Here is a 17,188-nt window from a genome sequence, read left to right as displayed (position 1 = left end):
CGTTTTTAACGTGGTTTTTGTTTGGATAGTTTGCGATTCGTTGTTTTCTTGACGCCGCCGGACTTTTCATCACCCGTTCCGGACGATGCTGCGCCCTGTCCGGATGTCATTTTTTTGGCAGCTGACTCCGAGTCGGCGTCACTTTTTGCAGTTGCAGCTTTCTTAGATGTCTTTTTCTTGGCCGCGATCTTGGCGGCAGCGTTCGATTTCTCGGCCGCTGCGGCGGCTTCCGCTTTCGCCTTGGCTTCCTTTGCCTTCACCAGCGCCGCCTCACTCGCTTTTTCAGCGGCCGTCTTCTTTTTTACTTTGGGCTTGTTGGTTGTCGAGGTTGCTTTGGCTGCAGATCGAATGGGTTTCTTTTTCCCGGTCGGTGCTGCCACGACAGCTTCGGCGGCGGCTTCCGCTTCGGCTTCCGCCTTGGCGGTCTCACGCTCTTCGGCTTTACGTTTGGCGACGCGTTTCTTAGCCGCCTTTTTGTTCACCAACCACTCATCCAGATCCGCTGAACTACCCTTCGACACGGATTCGAGCAACTGGCGTGCGTCCGCGTCGGCGGGGTCAACTAACAGCGCGACGGCCGGTTGATGCAGCAGGCTCGCGAACTCGACGCCCTTGCTTTTGGGAATCGCTCGTTCGAGTCCTGGAACACGACCATCGGATGCTTCGTTCTGGGTGGCGATCCCACTGACGAGCATGATCACCATGGCCGAATAATCGATTGGGATCGAATGCCCGCCCAGCCCATGCTGGATGATGTAGCTGAGGATGAAAGGCGTCATCGAGGGCAAATTCTCAAACTTGGCCACGGCCTTCCCGAGATTCTCTTTCTTCAGATGATCGAGATCAAACGAATAGAATTCTTCGAAGATCGCCTGCAAATTCGACTTCAATCGGCCCGCCGCTCTGGCCGGATCGGGCAGATTGGAGAGCACACCGGACAACTCCGTGACGGTCGTGACCCGCACTTCATTCCAATCGAAGTAGTCTTGCTCGAGCTTCGCGAGACCCTCGTCAGCCAATTCGCTGGGGCAATCTTCGAGCAAACAGGCATATAACGCGTGCTCTAAGAGCGGACGCGAGGGGCTCGCGGGCGGCACACTGTAGTTCTTCTTCAGGGCAGCGTGCAGCTTCGCGATGAGTTTCGTACGATTCGATGCGGACATAGAGACTGGATTGAGGAGGTGTTCAGGATTCGGGTTCAAAGTTCGGTCGACGTCTCATCGATGCTTTTGGGAGGCAGCGTTTCGGTACCCTCGGCCGGCAGAGCAGTGCTCTCGGCCGGCAGAGTGTCGCTGCTCTCAGACGCCGGCGTATCGCCGGTTGGGTTGCCTTCTTTTTCGGCTTGCAGACGAGCCAAGATTTCATGGACCGCGAGCGCATTCTCTTGACCTCGATTGAGTTCAAAAGTAAGCCGCGGCGTGTACCGCGTATCGAGTCGATTGGCAATCTTACTCTGCAAAAACCCGGCCGAGTTCTCTAAACCACGAAGGGACAGTTGTTTCTGAGAATCGTCCCCCATCACACTCACCGAAACCTTCGCCTCCCGCATGTCAGGTGACACGTCGACGGAAATGACCGTCACGTCGCGAACTCGCGGATCACGAATGTCGGTCAGAACAGCTGTAGCAACCACTTCGCGAATCGCTTCAGCGGCTTTGAGTTGGCGACGAGTAGACAATTTTAAAAGGGGGAGAGTGGGATTACGGGAGTGAGAAAACGCTCGAAGCTAAACGCTAGTATTTAGAATCCAACTCAAGCTTGCGGGCGACCTGTTCGATGCGGTAGGCCTCGAGCACGTCGTCCTGTTTGATGTCATTGAAACCTGACAAGCGAATACCACACTCCATTCCCCGCGGCACTTCCTTGACGTCTTCTTTGATTCGCCGAAGTGTGTCGAGCGGGTAGTCGCCAATGACTCGCTGGTCACGACTGACCCGAATGCGGCAACCGCGAACGATGGATCCCTGAGCGACATAACACCCGGCGATCGTGCCGATGCGGCTGATCGAGAACACCTGTTTGACCAAGGCTCGACCGAGTTCGACGACACGTTCCTCGGGTTTGAGGCGACCTTCGATCATCATGCGAATGTCGTCGGTGAGCTTGTAGATCACGCTGTAACGACGGATTTCGATATTGCGTTGGTCGGCGAGCTGACGTGCCTTCTCGTCTGGAATCACGTTAAAACCGAGGATCACAGCATCGGATGCACTGGCCAACGTCGCATCAGCGAGGGAGATCCCCCCGACGGCACGTTGCAGCACACGGATCTCAACTTCGGGATGATCGAACTTGCTGAGCTCTTTGTCGATCGCTTCGAGCGATCCCCGTGCATCGGCGCGGATGATCAAGTTCAACTTAGCACGGTCTTCACCGGCGAGGTTACCACCGGCGAGCAGGTCTTGGAACGAATCGAACGAGACCTTCGTGGTGATCCCCGAGAGCGATTGACGGCTGTACTCGTCTTCACGGCTACCGGCAATCTGGCGAGCTTGCGTGATGTCCTTGAGCACATGGAATCGGTCACCAGCACCCGGCGGTGTATCCAAACCGGTCAGACTGACCGGAACACTTGGTCCCGCTTCGGTAATGGGTTTGTTCGTCAACGTATCGTGCATCGCTCGCACCCGACCGTGGGCGGGACCGCAAACAATGATGTCGCCCACACGGAGCGTTCCGTTCTGAACAACGAGTTTGGCGACAACGCCCTTATCCCCGTGCTGTTCGGACTCCAAACAGACGCCCAGAGCCGAGCGGTTCGGATTCGCACTGTATTCGTGCAACTCGGCAACCGTCATCAGCGTTTCAAGGAGCTCGTCCATGCCCTCGCCGGTCGTCGCACTGGTCCTGACGACTTCGACGTCGCCGCCCCATTCACTCGGGGTCAGTCCATGCTCGGTGAGCTGGGTCATGACGCGGTTAATATCGACGCCCGCCAAATCGACCTTATTCAAGGCGACAACGATGGGGACCTCGGCCGCCTTGGCATGGCTGATTGCCTCTTCGGTTTGCGGCATGATCCCGTCGTCGGCGGCGACCACCACGACGGCAATGTCCGTCACGTTGGCACCGCGAGCACGCATTTCGGTAAACGCTTCATGACCAGGCGTGTCGACAAACGTGACCCCCCGATCGCCCTTGGCGATGTGATAGGCGCGAATGTGTTGGGTGATCCCGCCCGCTTCGCCTTTGACGACGTTGATGCCGATCAAAGAATCCAACAGGCTGGTTTTACCGTGATCGACGTGGCCGAGGAACGTTACGATCGGCGCCCGCGGCACGAGCGATTCCTCCTCGTCCTGCTGTTCTTCGATCTCGGTGATCAGTTCGTCTTCGAGCGACTCGGAGGCCTTCAGTTCGATCTCGAGGTTCAGTTCCGTCGCGATCAGCTCCGCAGTCTCCAAGTCCATCTCGGAGTTAATGTTGATCATCATGCCCATGCCCATGAGCGTTTTCATCACGTCGGACATGGCGACACCGGACGCCTCGCAGAAATTGCGGACCGAGCACGGCAGTTCGAGCTGCACGCGTTCTTTCCGCGGCGCGGCCGTGTTGGTGCCCTTGCGACGGATCCGGGGGCGATTACGACGTGAGTAAGAGCGATCGTCACTGTTACCAAACACCCGTCGGCCACCGCCACCACGGGCACGTTCGGCACGAGCACTCGCCATACCGGCAAGACCCTTCTTACCACGTGGTTTGTCGTCTTCTTCGATGATCTTTTTGCGACCAGCCAAATCGGGAACGGCGGTCGTCTCTTTTTCCTTCTTCGTACGTTTACGTTCGGCGTCGTCTTTTTCAAGTCGCGCCAAAGGAGCCTTCATACCCTGTTTGTGACCTTCGATCACATCGCGGGTCAATTTAATATCAGGCTTCTGAGCCGGTCCCGTCGTGGAGATCGGCGCAGCGGGCGCGGGTGCATTGGGCAGCTGAGCCAAATTCACTTTGATGCGTGGCTCACGTTTACGAGCCTTGGCAGCGTCGCTGGGCTTGCCCGTTCCGGCACGCGTCGACGCGCGATCGAGCGACCGCATTTTACCGCCGCCGCCGAGACCTTCGCGGCGAACAGGCTCGCCTGGACGATTCGGAACCACTCGCCCGCCCGAATTACTGGCCATCCGGTCAGCAATACGGCTGGCCATCCCACCGGCCGGTGCCGGCGTTGGTTTCTTAGCTTCCGGACTGGCAGTCGGCGTGCTCGCCGGCGGCAGCTTCGGAGCCGGCGGTAGCGACGACACAGGCGTTGCCGGCGGTAGCGTCGAAACAGGTGGCAGCGGCGCGACGGGCGTTGCTTTCGGTTTCTCGACAGGCTTGTTCGCTTCACTAGCAGGCTTGCCAATTTCCGCAACAGGCTTGTTCGCGGGCATCACGTCTCGCAAGCGTACTTCCGGCTTGGGCGACGTCGGTTCCGCTGGCTTGACAGGCGGAGGCGTTGGCTCGGCTGGCTTCAGGACAGGAGCGCGCAGTACCGGGGCGGGACGCTTCGAGGCGTTGCCTTCCGACGGTGCGCTCTGACGTGTCTGCGGACGGCCGATCTGGATGGACGGCGGCCGCCGCATCGAGCTGCGATCCAAGTCACGAACCGGAGCAACCGGCTGAGTGGGTGATTCTTTAGCCACCGGAGCAGCTGCGGGAGCCTTCGGTACTGCCTTGGACGCACTGGAAATGCTGTTGCGTACCTGATCGGCTTCGTCATCGGTAAGACTTGCGAGCGCAGAGCCTTTACCGGTGATACCGGCTTTCTTCACCAGATCAACGAGATCTTTACTGTCAAGGCTGAGTTCTTTGGCAAGCGCGTAAATGCGTACTGGCACTGGGGGGGAATCCTGTCAAGGTCGATAGATGGAGTCCGCCGGCCCAGCGCGGGCTGCTCGGCTCCATGTTGTTTTGTTCAAAATCGCATAAAAAGACCTCCATCGACCTCGCTAAGGATTCGTAATCTTCGCCCAACGACTGGTCTCAAAGAGCCAGCAACTGGTTTCATCGAAGCTCGAAAATTTCACTGGGCCGGGGAATTTCATAGCGGTAAAAAATGGAATATTCGCCTGCGGGCACGGTCGCCTCACAGGCTTGTCACGGATAGGATAACGCGCAACGGGGAATATTGAAAATGCCCCCCCCTGTCGCTCCTAGAGGTTTCCCTCAGAATCTTTCTCAACTAGCGTCGCTGCATCGGATTCACCCACGCTAGCGGCCTCTTCGGGAGCAATCTCGTCCGCACCAACTTCCGCCTCCAGGGGGAGGGTCTCGTCGTCGGTGCCGACAACCGCCGCTTCGCTTAGCTCCACGTCCTCGGTGGCGGCATCTTCGGTGGCAGCGTCTTCGGCGACGGGGACAGTTTCCGAGTCGTCGTCAGTCGCCTGAGCTTCCACTGAATCGTCGTCAGTCGCCGCTGGCTCAGAACCTTCTTCCGCTGCCGCGGGTTCGGAAACAACTTCCGCGACCACTGGTTTAAGATCCCCCTTTTCGGAGGCAGGCATGTGAGCTTCCATCTCAGCCCGTTCGCGATCGAGTTTCTCGGTTTCGCGACGGACGCGGCGTTCATCGGCCGCTGCCCGCTCGGCTTCCTCGGCGCGGGCTTCGGCAATTTCGACAATCTGGTCGACTTGTTCCTCGGTCAGCCCCGCCATCTCCGCGAACTGATCGGGTTCGATCACCGACAAGTCATCGTAGGAGAGGTAGCCCTGTTCGACGAGGGTTTGAGCAATTTCTTCGGTGATGCCTGGAATCTGGCTGAACCCACCCACGGCGCGCTCGATCTGTTCTTCGAGTTCGCCACCGGTCATGATTTCAATATCCCAGCCACACAGTTTGCTGGCCAATCGCACGTTCTGGCCGCGGCGGCCGATCGCGAGCGAGAGTTGGTCTTCTTTCACCAGCACAATGGCGCGGCCGATCATGTCGCAGAGCAATACCTGATCGACTTCAGCGGGCTGCAAGGCGTTGGGGATCAGCACCTCGGGATCGCTGTCGTATCGCACCACATCGATATGTTCGCCGGCGAGTTCTTCACGAACCGCCTTAATCCGACTGCCGCGATATCCCACGCAGACGGAAATGGGATCGACTTGAGAATCCTCGCTGCTGACAGCAACTTTGCTGCGGTAGCCTGGTTCTCGCGAGATCGACTTGATCGCGATCACTTGATCGTTGAGCTCGGGAATCTCCTGTTCGAAGAGTCGCTGTACGAACTGCGGTCGCGTGCGGCTGAGCACGACACGAACGCGGTTACCGCCCTGCGGTCGGACTTCGTAGACGATCGCCCGCACCCGCTCGTTGGCGTGCAGGCTCTCGCCCGGGATCTGCTCGCTGCGAGGCAGGATCGCTTCGACGTTACCAAGGTTAACAGTGGCCACGCCACCGTCGGCCCGGCCAATGATGCCGCTAACGATCTCACCAATTTGATCACGATATTCGATCATCAACGCATCACGCTCGGCTTCCCGAACGCGTTGAATGATCACTTGCTTGGCCGTTTGCGCACCGATCCGACCGATTTGGTCTTCGCCGAGCGGTTCGCCTTCGAGGGTTGCGGCGATCTTGCCGTTTTCGCGATTGATCGAAACAACCACGTCCGATTCTTCGCCGTACTGCCGCTTTGCTGCGCTCTGAAGTGCCGACTCAATGGCCTGAAACAAAAGCTCTGAATCGATATTTCTGTCGCGATGGAGCGAATCGACGTATCGCAAAATGTCTTGCGGGTTCATGGCGACAAAAGATGAAAAAGAGGATGGAGAAGTAAAAAGCCAAGCCCTGATAAAAAAATTAGCCCGGACCAAAAAAGGCCCGGGCCAACAAAGGTTTGCCTGAAGTCTGTGTCGAGAAGGCTATCCGAACGGGGTGTCAGTGTCAATCCATCTGTCACCATCAAGGCCCGAGGGGTGCATGACAGGGTTTGCGGCTGGGATTGGGGTCGGCTTGAATTTGGATATGAATTACACTTTGCGGCGTGCAGCCGGGAAGGCTGGGAGCTTTAGAGAACACTTTTCGAGGGAATCGCCATGGAATCGGCATCAGCCACACCCACCGCCCAACAAATCGCTGACCTCGTCATGCAGCGGCTCATCGATGGTGGCGGGATTCCCGATCTCGCCAACGCCAACTTGATGACGATCGAGCAACGGACCATCGAGGAAGTCGACCGGGTCACGCAAATCGTCATGAGCGAACTGCTCGCCAAGCAGTCTCGAGAGGCCGATCCGGTGACCGCCTGTCCCAAATGCGGTATGGAAATGACACCGAAAAAGGCTCAGCATCGCTCGCTGCAAAGTAGACGAGGCCAAGTGAAATTCAAAACCGACGTATCTCATTGCGAGGCTTGCCGCCTCGATTTTTTTCCCTCAGATGAGAACATTGCAGTGTGACATCGACATCGAGCAAACGCCCGCAGTCCTACAGAAAGTTACCATCGCCGCAGCGAGAGACCGTTCCTATGCGGTGGCCAGTCGCAACCTGCGAGACCTCGCTGAACTGACCATCTCTTCCAAGCAATGTCAGCGGATCGCCATTCGCATCGGCAACGAACGACTCGGCGAACAGCAACAAAGCATTGATCGCTACACCGCCGCGAGCATCCCCGAGCAACAGCACGGCCAAAGCCACGATGCACCAGCAAATGATTGGAGCGGACGTGCCGCAGTGATACAGGGTGACGGCGGTCGTGCTCAGATTCGCGATTCGCTTTGGGGGCAGGACAAACCGAGCGACAAAAAGCACCGTTGGTGGCGAGAGACTCAGGCCGGCGTGCTGCAAACGTATCAGTCCAGGCCATCGGACGTGGACCCTCACCCCGAGGTCCCAGAATGTTTGAAAGATCCGCTGTGGATTATTCCCAAAGTGAATGAAATCCATCGCAGCAGCGGTTCATCAAGTGATTCAGGCGAACCTGAGAGTGAGCCATCGCGTGACAGCCAGCCGTCATCAAAGCAATCAGCTTCGGCAGAACCAGCCAGCCAAAACAGCAAGTCGTCACGCAAGGATCACAAGCGTTGGAGCGGCGGTGATCCGTTGGTACAAACGATCGTTGCGACCCGACTGGGATATGATCATCTCGGGTTGGCGTTGGCGGCCGAGGCGTATCGGCGTGGTTTTAACAAAGCCAAAATCAAAGCCTTCATGGGCGACGGCTTGAAAGTGAACTGGTCGCTGTGGTCGAGTCACTTCTCGCACTACACGCCGATCGTCGACATCATGCACGCCTTGGCTTACGTCTACGGCGGTGCGATCGCATCCTGCGGGCGGATCGAAGATGGCTGGCAGTTGTATATCCAGTGGCTCGAGTGGACGTGGAGCGGTGATGTCGATCGAGTCATCACGGCGATGCAACAGCAAGCTGCCGGTCACGAAGATGTTCCCGAAGACCTGCGTCGGGCCATCACCTACCTGAGCAACAACGCGTCGCGGATGCAGTATGCTCGTTATCGGCGTGCGGGACTTCCAGTGACCACCTCGCCCGTGGAATCGGCTCAGAAGCAAATCAACGAGCGGATCAAAGGGACGGAAAAGTTTTGGCGAGACGATTCGCTTGAGCCACTACTGCAGCTCAAAGCGGACGACCTGAGCGAAACGCACGACCGAGACGCCTTCTGGCATCGTCGAGGCCAGCGAAACGACGGCTTCCGCCATCGCAAGACCAAAACCAAAGTTACCTAACAAACCCTGTCATGCACCCGGCCCGAGATTCACCGCCCAGCCGTCCTTTTTTCGCCTGCTAAGCAACCCGATTACCCAGCCAAAATCGACACCTCCGCGAACGTCCTTCCAAAAACCTCATCGCCAAAACATAGTTCCGCCGACCGCGTTGACACTCATTGTTCCGCCACAAGGAGGGCTTCACAGATGCACCGGTGAAGAGCAGTGAACGCGACACAACCAAGCCGCCCCGAGCACTGCGACAACACCCAGCGGCGATTCAAAACAATGTCTTGATTGAGGAGCCCAGCGAAGCGACTAGCGCATCAACCGCTCGGCTTGCGAGGCAAAGATGTGGGGCGTGTCGAGTCCTTGCAGGTAGCCGGTTTCTCCTTGGATGCGGACTTCACTGCCAAGGTGATCGCGAATTTCGACGCCAGGAGCGGGCGTGACATAGGCGAGTGTTCGGCCTCCTCGATCGGTGATCGCGTAGGGCGGACGGCTCGGATCTGCGGAATAGACCTCGACTAACGTGCCGGTCTGCTCGGAGGCTGGCGGAGGCGTGTTCGGCGCGCTGCCGATGGGCAGGATGCTCGGGCTCGACGCGATCTCGCCCGTGTGCGACGTGGGCATGATCGGGCCTGGGGCTGCGACATACCGATCACTGCCCGCACGCATCACAAAGGCATTGTCAACTGCGAATGAGGGTGCGGGATTGGACAATGGTGCGGGCGGCATTGGTGTCACGGGGATCGTAGGTGCATAGGGCATCGGTGATGCTGCCACGAGCGTGTCGCCGTCTCGGCGCCGCGCCAGGGCTTCGTAGTCGCGGGCTCGCTGAGCGAGATCATTCATCGAAAATCGCTGCGCGGCATCGGCCACAATCCGAATCTCGGGCGCCGACGCACCACGCGACATCAGCGTGGACATGATCAGCGGCAGCGAATCGGGAGTCGATGTCGCGACCGATTGTTGCACGCCTTCGAGCTGCGCCGACGTGATCGTCCTCAGCTTGGTCGGCTGCAAGGACTGGCCCGCGAAAGCGGGCGGTGCCCAAGGCGACGTCTCGGTGCTGGCGACGAGGCGGGGTGCAGACATGATCGCGACCTGGGACTCACTCGAGCGAAACTCAGGGTGAGCGGTTGCTGCGACGGGCTTCGCGTGGGCTGCGAGATTCATCCCCGGAACGCTGCTGACTGTGGGGTTTGCAACCCCCGACCCAATGGCAGGGGCGGGTAATGGACTAGCTCCAGGGGCCGGTGACGGGCTGACCAACGATGCCGAAGACACAACAGCGTCGGCGGGCGAGGTGGCCGGAACAGGATTGGGCGACAGGGGCTCGGCGGCCGCCAGACCATTGCTGATCGGCACCAGCTCGGGGGCGCGGCGGCTCGACTGTCCGGTCAGCGGCTCCAACTCGCTCAACCCGGGTGATTGCCCATTGATCAGCATCGCCAACCCATCGGTCACACGCTGCGAGAAACTACGCATCTGATGATCATGCGAATCTCCATGAGCTGCATTGGGAGCACCCGCCAACGCGGTGCCAGCCTCATCCTGACGCAATCGATCAAATCGGCTTCGCTGACGTTCATCAATATGTTTTTCGATTTCGTCGAGACGACGAATGCTGGCGATCTCGCTCGCCCGCTCGGACTCTGATTTTTGGCTGGCGACGGACGTCGGGCCGGCCGGCAGAAACTCGAGGGGTTCCTCCGAACGCGAGACTTCTGATGCGGAGGGCTTCAAACCGGCGATCAATTCTTCGGCCGTCGTTACGACTTGATCACGATGAATCCAGCGAAACTCGCCCGATGGCGGAACGATGCGGTACCAGACCTGCGGCCCATCGGGGCCGTCGCGTTCACTGCGACCAAGAATCGTGACGACCTCACCCAGGCCGAGTTGAACTTGCCAAAGCGAGCGGCGGGCGCGGCCGAGGTTCGTACCGATCCAAGCCTTGGTTTTGTCTTCAATGACTTCCGCCTCGATCGCGTCGGCATGACGACCGGACGTCTTGGATTTTTTCGTGTCGATGATGCGTGTCGCGTCAGCGGGAATCCAGCAAAAGCTATCGGTGGTGGGGCGCACGCCTAGCCAGCCATCGGCATACTCGACATACACCTCGAGTTCCTGGCCATGCCGCAGCGGATCGGTGCGGTAGTAGTCACCACCGGGGCCGCAGCGCAGGTGCGCCGACACATCCGCGACAAACACCAGATAGGGGTCCGACACAGTCGAGTTTCCGGTCCCGTCGGCGGACTGCGGACCGGTTGACTGCGCCCAGCCCGGGTTCATGGGCAACGCTGCTGCGATCATCAACACCCAGCGGCAACAACTGCTGTTGAGCGAGTGAGGACGAGGACATGGTAAACTGAACAGCGGGGACCGACGCATCGTGCGGCTTCCGTTGTGATGAGAAAGAAATGGTGCCAGAGTGACGACAGCACCCGCCGCAACACGAATGCATGTGGTCAGCGATAGCGATTCTCCAGGGGCAAATGCAAGATCATTTCACGGATTGTTCGCCCGCGGAGTGCACCTGACGGTTTGCAATTGGCATGGCCTTTGATCTGTAGATCGGTCAGAATCCCGGTTTCACGGTTCACTTCGGATAAACCAGGAGGGCTAGGATGGCCATTTCACCCAAGAATCGCGCTCGAGCGCTCGAGCTCGCCAAGGAATTAAATGAAATCAATGGTGGTCGTTACCACGACGACGGGACGCCCAAGACCTTCGATGAGCTGGAAATCGAAACCAATGCCCTAACCGATCTGCTCAGTTCGATGGCACTGAACGATTCGGCCAAGGATCTGCCCGACGAAGAAAAGCCCATTCGCTGTCCAAAGTGCAAAGCCGTGCCCAAGCCGCACGACCCTGACGACGACGAGCCGATGATCATTCAATCCGCTCGCGGTGAAGTCGAGTGGATCAACGAAGGCTTCTATTGCCGGCGATGTCGCCGGTCTTTTTTTCCCTCGGCTCGCTGAATTGGCGCTTCGCGTTGAAGCCACCGTCAGCCCCAAGGTCGAACGCAAGATGGTTTACGCGGGAGCCAACAAGGCCAGCTATCAGATCGCCAGTGACGATTTGAAAGAACTGGCTGAACTGGACATCAAGACCGAACGGATCCGACTGGCTACGCTGCGAAACGGTAAGGCTCGGCGCGCACTTGAGAAGATCTTGCAGGACGCCTTCCTCGAGAAATCCATTCCCGATCAGAACTACTCGGGGCCCGCTGACAAAGAGGCTCCTGAACTGGCGGTGGTGATGAGCGATGGCGGTCGGTACCAGCGATTCGATCGCGCTGGCGAGAAACCTGAATCGGGTAGTTTTTGGAAAGAAAGTCGAATGGCGATCTTACTGTCGATGAAAACTAAGTCACACCAGGAAGATCCTGACGCGGAGTTGCCTGACTTCCTGCAAGACGTTTGCATCGCCAAAAAGCTTGCTGATATGGGGTGCGTTGCTGGCGAAAACCCCACAGGTAAACGAGGCGAGGTCTCGGAGGAGTCTCCGTGGCAGCGGCCCGAACTGCTCAGCAAAGACGTGGTTGCTAGCGGTCAAACCTGGAAGGAGTTTGGGCCGATGGCAGCCAGTTCCGCTTGGTACGCCGGCTTTTTCAAGGCGACTGAAAGGGTCTTTGTCTCCGATGGATCCTCGGCGATCGAAGAGATGCAGCAGCAGTGGTTTGGCAACTTCACGAGCGTGCTGGACATCATGCACGCATTGTCTTACAGCTTGGCAGCTGCCCGCGCGATCTACGATAAGCAGCCGCAATCATGGGAGTGCTATCGTCGTTTCGCAACATGGGTTTGGCAGGGAAAGGTCGACGAAGTGATCCTGGAATTGGATCAGCACCAGAAGGAACTTGGGGATCCTCCTGCCGATGCGAGCGACACGGACCCTCGAGAGATTGTTCGTCGATCGCGAGTTTACTATCGCAACCATCGGGGGCGAATGAACTATCCGGAGTACCGTCGGCGTGGCTATCCGCTAACGAGTTCGATCATGGAATCGACGGTCAAGCAGGTCAATCGCCGCATCAAAGGAAGCGAGAAATTCTGGTCGACCGCTGGCGGAGAGGCCGTTTTGGGCCTGCGAGCGGCGTACATTAGCGACAGCAAGCCAATAGAACGCTATTGGAAGCACGCCCAACAAACGGCCAGCGGTTGCCGCGCCTACGTCGCAGCTTAAACCTGCAAACTGTCAGGTGCACTCTCGCCCGCGGGGCATCCGAGAACGCCGTGGAGACGCGATTCGCCCTGAGCACCGAGCGACACTTTTTCTAATGCTGCCTCTCACTCACGAATTTCACGCTCGGTGAAGCTTGGCCGGAGCGGTCGCAGCGGAAGTACTCACTGACGTAGCGGACGATTTTTCGCTGCTCGGGAATTTTGAAGCGATCGCCTTTTTGCAAAATCGGGCGATCCTCCTGCATTTCGCCGAACTGTTCAGTCCCTGCGGCTTGGCAGGGATACCAGTGGCCCGATTCTTCGCCGCCGTCTTTTTCTTCCAGATAGAACTCGGGGTAACAGTGCCCGGGGATCCACACCATCCGGGCCGGGACGCCTGCGTTTCGGCACAGGGCCACAAATAGACTCGTCATGTCTTCGCAATCGCCCTGGCCGTCTTCCAGCGCATCGGACGCGTTGCGAATCGGGCCCTCCACGTAGGTGACTTTCTCACGCACCCGATCGTAGATACGACGCACCGTTTGCCATGCGGACGTGTCGTCGGCGGCTTCAAGAGCAAGTTCACGTGAGAGCAATCGGATCTTTCCGTTGGTGGCGTCAATCATCGGGCTGTTGCCCAGATAGGCGCGCATCTCTCGCGAGACCCGTTTGGGGATCACGAGTGAATCCGTCTCGGTCGGTGCGATGATGTTTCGTTTTTCGATGCGCACGTTCAGCAGCACATCGAGCGATTGATTGGCGGTCATGCGGGCAATGCCCACCACGGCTTGCCGCGCCCCGCCCTGCAGATCTCGCGTCTGCAATTGGGTCACTGGGCCGGACACATCACGACTGGCGAGCGTGACCGTTTGTTCGGGCCAGTCCATCGGAATGGGGAAGGTGGCCAGCCCGGCGGTAAACGTGACGGGCGTATTGAGCTTCATCCCAAACTGCCAGTCAAATTCTTTCCCCTCGGCGTAACTCGGTGCCGACGAGGTCTCTTCCGTCTCAGAGGATGCCGGCTCAACCGTGCCTGCGACGCCTTGCCCACGAACAGCTCGCTGGCGCAAACAGGCTGAGGCAAGCAAACCGCTCGCTGCGGCCAACCAGTGGCGACGGGATAAGGCTGCGTGGCTCATGGACGATGCTCCGGTGTTTTTGGGCAGATACCGGCTCGGACGGAACCGGTCAGTGAAATGAATACCCTGAAGATAGTCACGACCGCGTGTTCGTTCCAACAATCGAGCCGACTGACCCGGGGGACGGGGTCAGTCGTAGCGATTGCACAGGTTAGGCATGCGGCCCAGTGCAGGAGTGATTCGGAGGCTTCCCGATTTCTCGCGACCGGCCGAGCCGTCTGGCGACCCATTCTCTTTGATGCTGCGTAGCGGTGGGGGTCCCTCTTTTCTCTCTCGGTTCCACTCGACCACTGAAACGCTCCTCATGCTGAAAATTCACGCGTTGACGAAGCGATTCGAGGCCGAGGACGAGACGGTTTGTGCGGTCGATGGATTGTCTTTTGCAGTCGGGCCGGGCGAAGTTTTCGGTTTGCTCGGTCCCAATGGGGCGGGTAAAACGACGACTTTGCGGATGGTGCTGGGGCTGGTCGCCCCGGACAGCGGCGATGCCGAAGTCGCCGGCATTCCCACATCGATCAATCCATTTGGCGCCAAAGCCAAACTGGGATTTGTCTCGGCCAGCGATGGCGTGTACCCGTGGTTGAGCGTGCGTGAAATGCTGCTGTATTTCGCGGACTTGTACGGGGTCGAACCCGATCGGGCGGCCGACCGGTTGCGAACGCTCGCTGAGGTCATGGATATCCAAGGACTGCTCGACCGCCGCGCGGGGACGCTCTCAACCGGGCAACGGCAGCGGGTAACGTTGGTGCGCGGGTTGATTCATGATCCGCCCGTGATGCTGCTCGACGAACCCACTCGCGGACTGGACGTCGTGGGCGTGCAAACGATATTCAGGTACATTTCGCACCTCCGCCAAGAAGGGAAAGCGGTCGTGGTCTGCACGCACCGACTCGACGAGGCCGAGCGTCTATGCGATCGCTTCGGGTTGCTGCACCGCGGCAGAATGCAATACGAGGGCACTCTTTCCGAACTACGACGCACGACCGGGCGTGAGCATCTCGTCGAGATGTTTGATGACCTCATGAATCACTCCTCCTCCCCGATAGAAATCGCTACGTGAACCTCTCCTGGTCTCGACTGGCTCGACTCAGCCGCAAAGAGCTTCGCGAAACATTGCGCGATCGCCGCACCATCCTGACGCTGCTGATGATGCCGCTGCTCGTCTATCCGCTGCTGAGCATGGCGATGAATCGCTTTTTGATTTCATCCGCTGGCCCGGGGACGAATGGATTTGTTATCGGCGTGGGCAGCGAACAGGAGAGCGAATGGTTGCAGTCCCTGCTCCTTAATCCACGCAGTCGCCCCCCCGAATCGATCCTGCAGGCCAGCGGCGGTGAAATGGCGGATTTCAAAGTTGTTGTCACGCCCAACACCGATCCCGAGCAGGCATTGCTCGCCAATGAACTCGATGCCGCCGCGAAACTGACGATCAGTGACGGCGACCCCTCGTCGATTCAAGTGACAGCCTTCGCCGGTGATCAAGCTAGCCAATCCGCGCGGCGGATTTTGATCGAACGTTTGCACTGGCTCAAAATGCAGGATGCCGAGCGCATCGTGAAGCAAGTCGTGCCTGAGTTCACTGCTTTCAAAATCACGACGACCGAGATTGGCGAGCCTCAAAGTGGTAATGTGTTGGCATCGATCATCCCATTGGTCTTGGTACTGATGACGATCACCGGAGCCGTCTATCCCGCAATCGATTTGACCGCAGGAGAACGCGAACGGGGAACCATGGAAGCACTGATGGCATCGCCGGTACCACGGTGGTGGCTGCTACTGGCCAAGTACATTGCTGTCGTGAGCGTGGCGCTGCTGACGGCGGTGGCCAACCTCGGGGCGATGTTTGTCACTCTTTCGCTGACCGGCCTGATGTCGATCCTCCTCGGGGAAGGCGGTGGACTGGGCTTGAAAGAGATGGGATACATCTTCCTGCTGCTCGTCCTCTTTAGCGCCTTTTTCGCAGCCGTGCTACTGTCGTTGACGAGTTTCGCGAGATCGTTCAAGGAGGCGCAGGCGTACCTGATTCCCGTGATGTTGCTGGCCCTCGCCCCCGCGATGCTGTCCTTGATGCCTGGCATCAACCTGACCGGGCCGCTCGCGGTCGCACCGCTGCTCAATATTGTGTTGCTGGCACGTGAGATTCTGTCGGGGGACGTTCACCCGCTCGGCGCCACAATCGCGGTCGCGTCCACCCTCTTTTACGCGGCCGGTGCGTTGGCGATCGCTGCCAAGTTGTTCGGTAGTGATGCGGTCAATCGCACCAGCGACCGTTCCATCGGGTCCTTGTTTCGACGCCCCGCGGTTGCCACCGCGCGGCCGAGCGTGGGTGAAGCCGGCATGGTGATTGCCTTGCTGCTGCCGGCATCCTTCGTCGTCTCAAACGCACTGATGCAGTGGATCGGCCGCCAGGATGATGGACTCAACATACCGCTGCAACTAGCACTCAACGCTGGCTCGCTAATCGCAACTTTTGGACTGATACCGCTGGTCGCGACCCTGTTAGGCCGACACCGGCTGGCGTCGACCTATCGACTGAGTCGTGCGAACCTCGGGTTCTATGTGGGGGCCGTCGTGATGTCGCTCGGCGCCTGGGCGTTTGCCTACGAGGCGCTCGTCCTCGCCGACCAATGGAAGCTGGCGCTGTTGAACGAAGACCAACTGGAACGGACCCGTGGGGTGCTGGAGAAATGGAAGACGATCTCGCCGGTGTTGCTGCTCTCGACGCTGGCACTCGCACCGGCGGTGGTCGAAGAACTTTGTTTTCGCGGATATCTATTCTCTGCCTTCCGCACTGCCCTGCGGCCTTGGCAAACGATCCTCGCGACGGCCGTCCTGTTCGGGCTGTTTCATGTCTTCGTCGGCAGCACGTTGCTGATCGAACGCTTTCTGCCGACCACATTATTGGGCATCGCGTTGGGGTGGGTCGCCTACCGAAGCGGCAGCGTGCTGCCGGGCATGCTGATGCACTTTCTGCATAACGGATCTCTGGAACTGGTGGGACGCTATCACGAAAAACTCTCGTTTCTCGGTGCGGAGATCGAAGGCAATCGTCACCTGCCGCCGTTGTGGCTGGCAATCGCCGGCAGCTGCTTGTTGACCGGAATTGTGATCGTGCACATGAGCCCACGTCCGAAGTGCGTGGACTCGGCGACTGACAGTTTAGGAACGAGCGGAAAATAAGTGGCCGAACGCTCCGCGCTCGGAATGGTCGACCGCGGAGCGTTCGACCACAATTTCAGACAG

At 58.7% G+C, this 17,188-nt stretch carries 12 protein-coding genes; 6 read left to right on the top strand and 6 right to left on the bottom strand.

Going from position 1 to position 17,188, the window contains the following annotated elements:
- Positions 1-5 precede the first annotated feature (5 nt).
- The 4 genes from SH410x_RS11200 to nusA form a co-directional block, all read right to left on the bottom strand.
- A complete protein-coding gene (locus SH410x_RS11200; protein ID WP_473676581.1) occupies positions 6-1,163 on the bottom strand; it encodes a hypothetical protein in 1,158 nt (385 codons plus the stop codon).
- Between the two features lie 35 nt (positions 1,164-1,198).
- Entirely contained in the window at positions 1,199-1,678 is a 480-nt protein-coding gene (rbfA, locus tag SH410x_RS11195; RefSeq protein ID WP_473676580.1) for a 30S ribosome-binding factor RbfA, read from the bottom strand.
- A gap of 55 nt (positions 1,679-1,733) precedes the next feature.
- On the bottom strand, positions 1,734-4,814 hold the full coding sequence (gene infB / locus SH410x_RS11190) for a translation initiation factor IF-2 (RefSeq protein ID WP_473676579.1): 3,081 nt from the start codon (positions 4,812-4,814) through the stop codon (positions 1,734-1,736).
- 315 nt (positions 4,815-5,129) lie between these two features.
- The gene (gene nusA / locus SH410x_RS11185) at positions 5,130-6,707 is read right to left on the bottom strand and encodes a transcription termination factor NusA (RefSeq protein ID WP_473676578.1); all 1,578 of its coding nucleotides are present in this window, start codon (positions 6,705-6,707) and stop codon (positions 5,130-5,132) included.
- 294 nt (positions 6,708-7,001) lie between these two features.
- On the opposite strand from nusA, the gene SH410x_RS11180 reads away from it, so the two are divergent.
- Both SH410x_RS11180 and SH410x_RS11175 read left to right on the top strand, forming a co-directional pair.
- Positions 7,002-7,364 (top strand): hypothetical protein, encoded by a 363-nt coding sequence (locus tag SH410x_RS11180; protein ID WP_473670265.1) that lies wholly within the window; start codon positions 7,002-7,004, stop codon positions 7,362-7,364.
- The gene (locus SH410x_RS11175) at positions 7,345-8,652 is read left to right on the top strand and encodes a hypothetical protein (protein WP_473670264.1); all 1,308 of its coding nucleotides are present in this window, start codon (positions 7,345-7,347) and stop codon (positions 8,650-8,652) included. The genes SH410x_RS11180 and SH410x_RS11175 overlap by 20 nt, the downstream gene beginning before the upstream one ends.
- Positions 8,653-8,949: 297 nt before the next feature.
- On the opposite strand, the gene SH410x_RS11170 is transcribed toward SH410x_RS11175, so the two are convergent.
- Positions 8,950-11,028: a hypothetical protein gene (locus SH410x_RS11170; RefSeq protein ID WP_473676577.1), complete on the bottom strand. Its 2,079-nt coding sequence runs from the start codon at positions 11,026-11,028 to the stop codon at positions 8,950-8,952.
- A gap of 236 nt (positions 11,029-11,264) precedes the next feature.
- Between SH410x_RS11170 and SH410x_RS11165 the strand changes: the two genes are divergently transcribed.
- Both SH410x_RS11165 and SH410x_RS11160 read left to right on the top strand, forming a co-directional pair.
- The gene (locus SH410x_RS11165) at positions 11,265-11,621 is read left to right on the top strand and encodes a hypothetical protein (RefSeq protein WP_473669212.1); all 357 of its coding nucleotides are present in this window, start codon (positions 11,265-11,267) and stop codon (positions 11,619-11,621) included.
- Between the two features lies 1 nt (position 11,622).
- Positions 11,623-12,828, top strand: coding sequence for a hypothetical protein (locus tag SH410x_RS11160; protein ID WP_473676576.1), 1,206 nt, complete (start codon positions 11,623-11,625; stop codon positions 12,826-12,828).
- Positions 12,829-12,919: 91 nt separating this feature from the next.
- On the opposite strand, the gene SH410x_RS11155 is transcribed toward SH410x_RS11160, so the two are convergent.
- Positions 12,920-13,945, bottom strand: coding sequence for a transglutaminase-like domain-containing protein (locus SH410x_RS11155; RefSeq protein WP_473676575.1), 1,026 nt, complete (start codon positions 13,943-13,945; stop codon positions 12,920-12,922).
- 304 nt (positions 13,946-14,249) lie between these two features.
- Here SH410x_RS11155 and SH410x_RS11150 point away from each other — a divergent pair, with 304 nt between their 5' ends.
- Both SH410x_RS11150 and SH410x_RS11145 read left to right on the top strand, forming a co-directional pair.
- A complete protein-coding gene (locus SH410x_RS11150; RefSeq protein WP_473676574.1) occupies positions 14,250-15,005 on the top strand; it encodes an ATP-binding cassette domain-containing protein in 756 nt (251 codons plus the stop codon).
- Positions 15,002-17,125 carry an ABC transporter permease subunit/CPBP intramembrane protease gene (locus SH410x_RS11145; protein WP_473676573.1) on the top strand — a complete coding sequence of 708 codons (2,124 nt, stop codon included), beginning with the start codon at positions 15,002-15,004 and terminating at the stop codon, positions 17,123-17,125. Before SH410x_RS11150 ends, SH410x_RS11145 begins: the two co-directional genes overlap by 4 nt.
- Positions 17,126-17,188: the final 63 nt, after the last annotated feature.

It is taken from the genome of Rhodopirellula sp. SH410, from assembly GCF_055811895.1.
The sequence above is the reverse complement of the archived record's forward strand: the minus strand, read 5'-3'. Positions and strand labels throughout refer to the sequence as shown.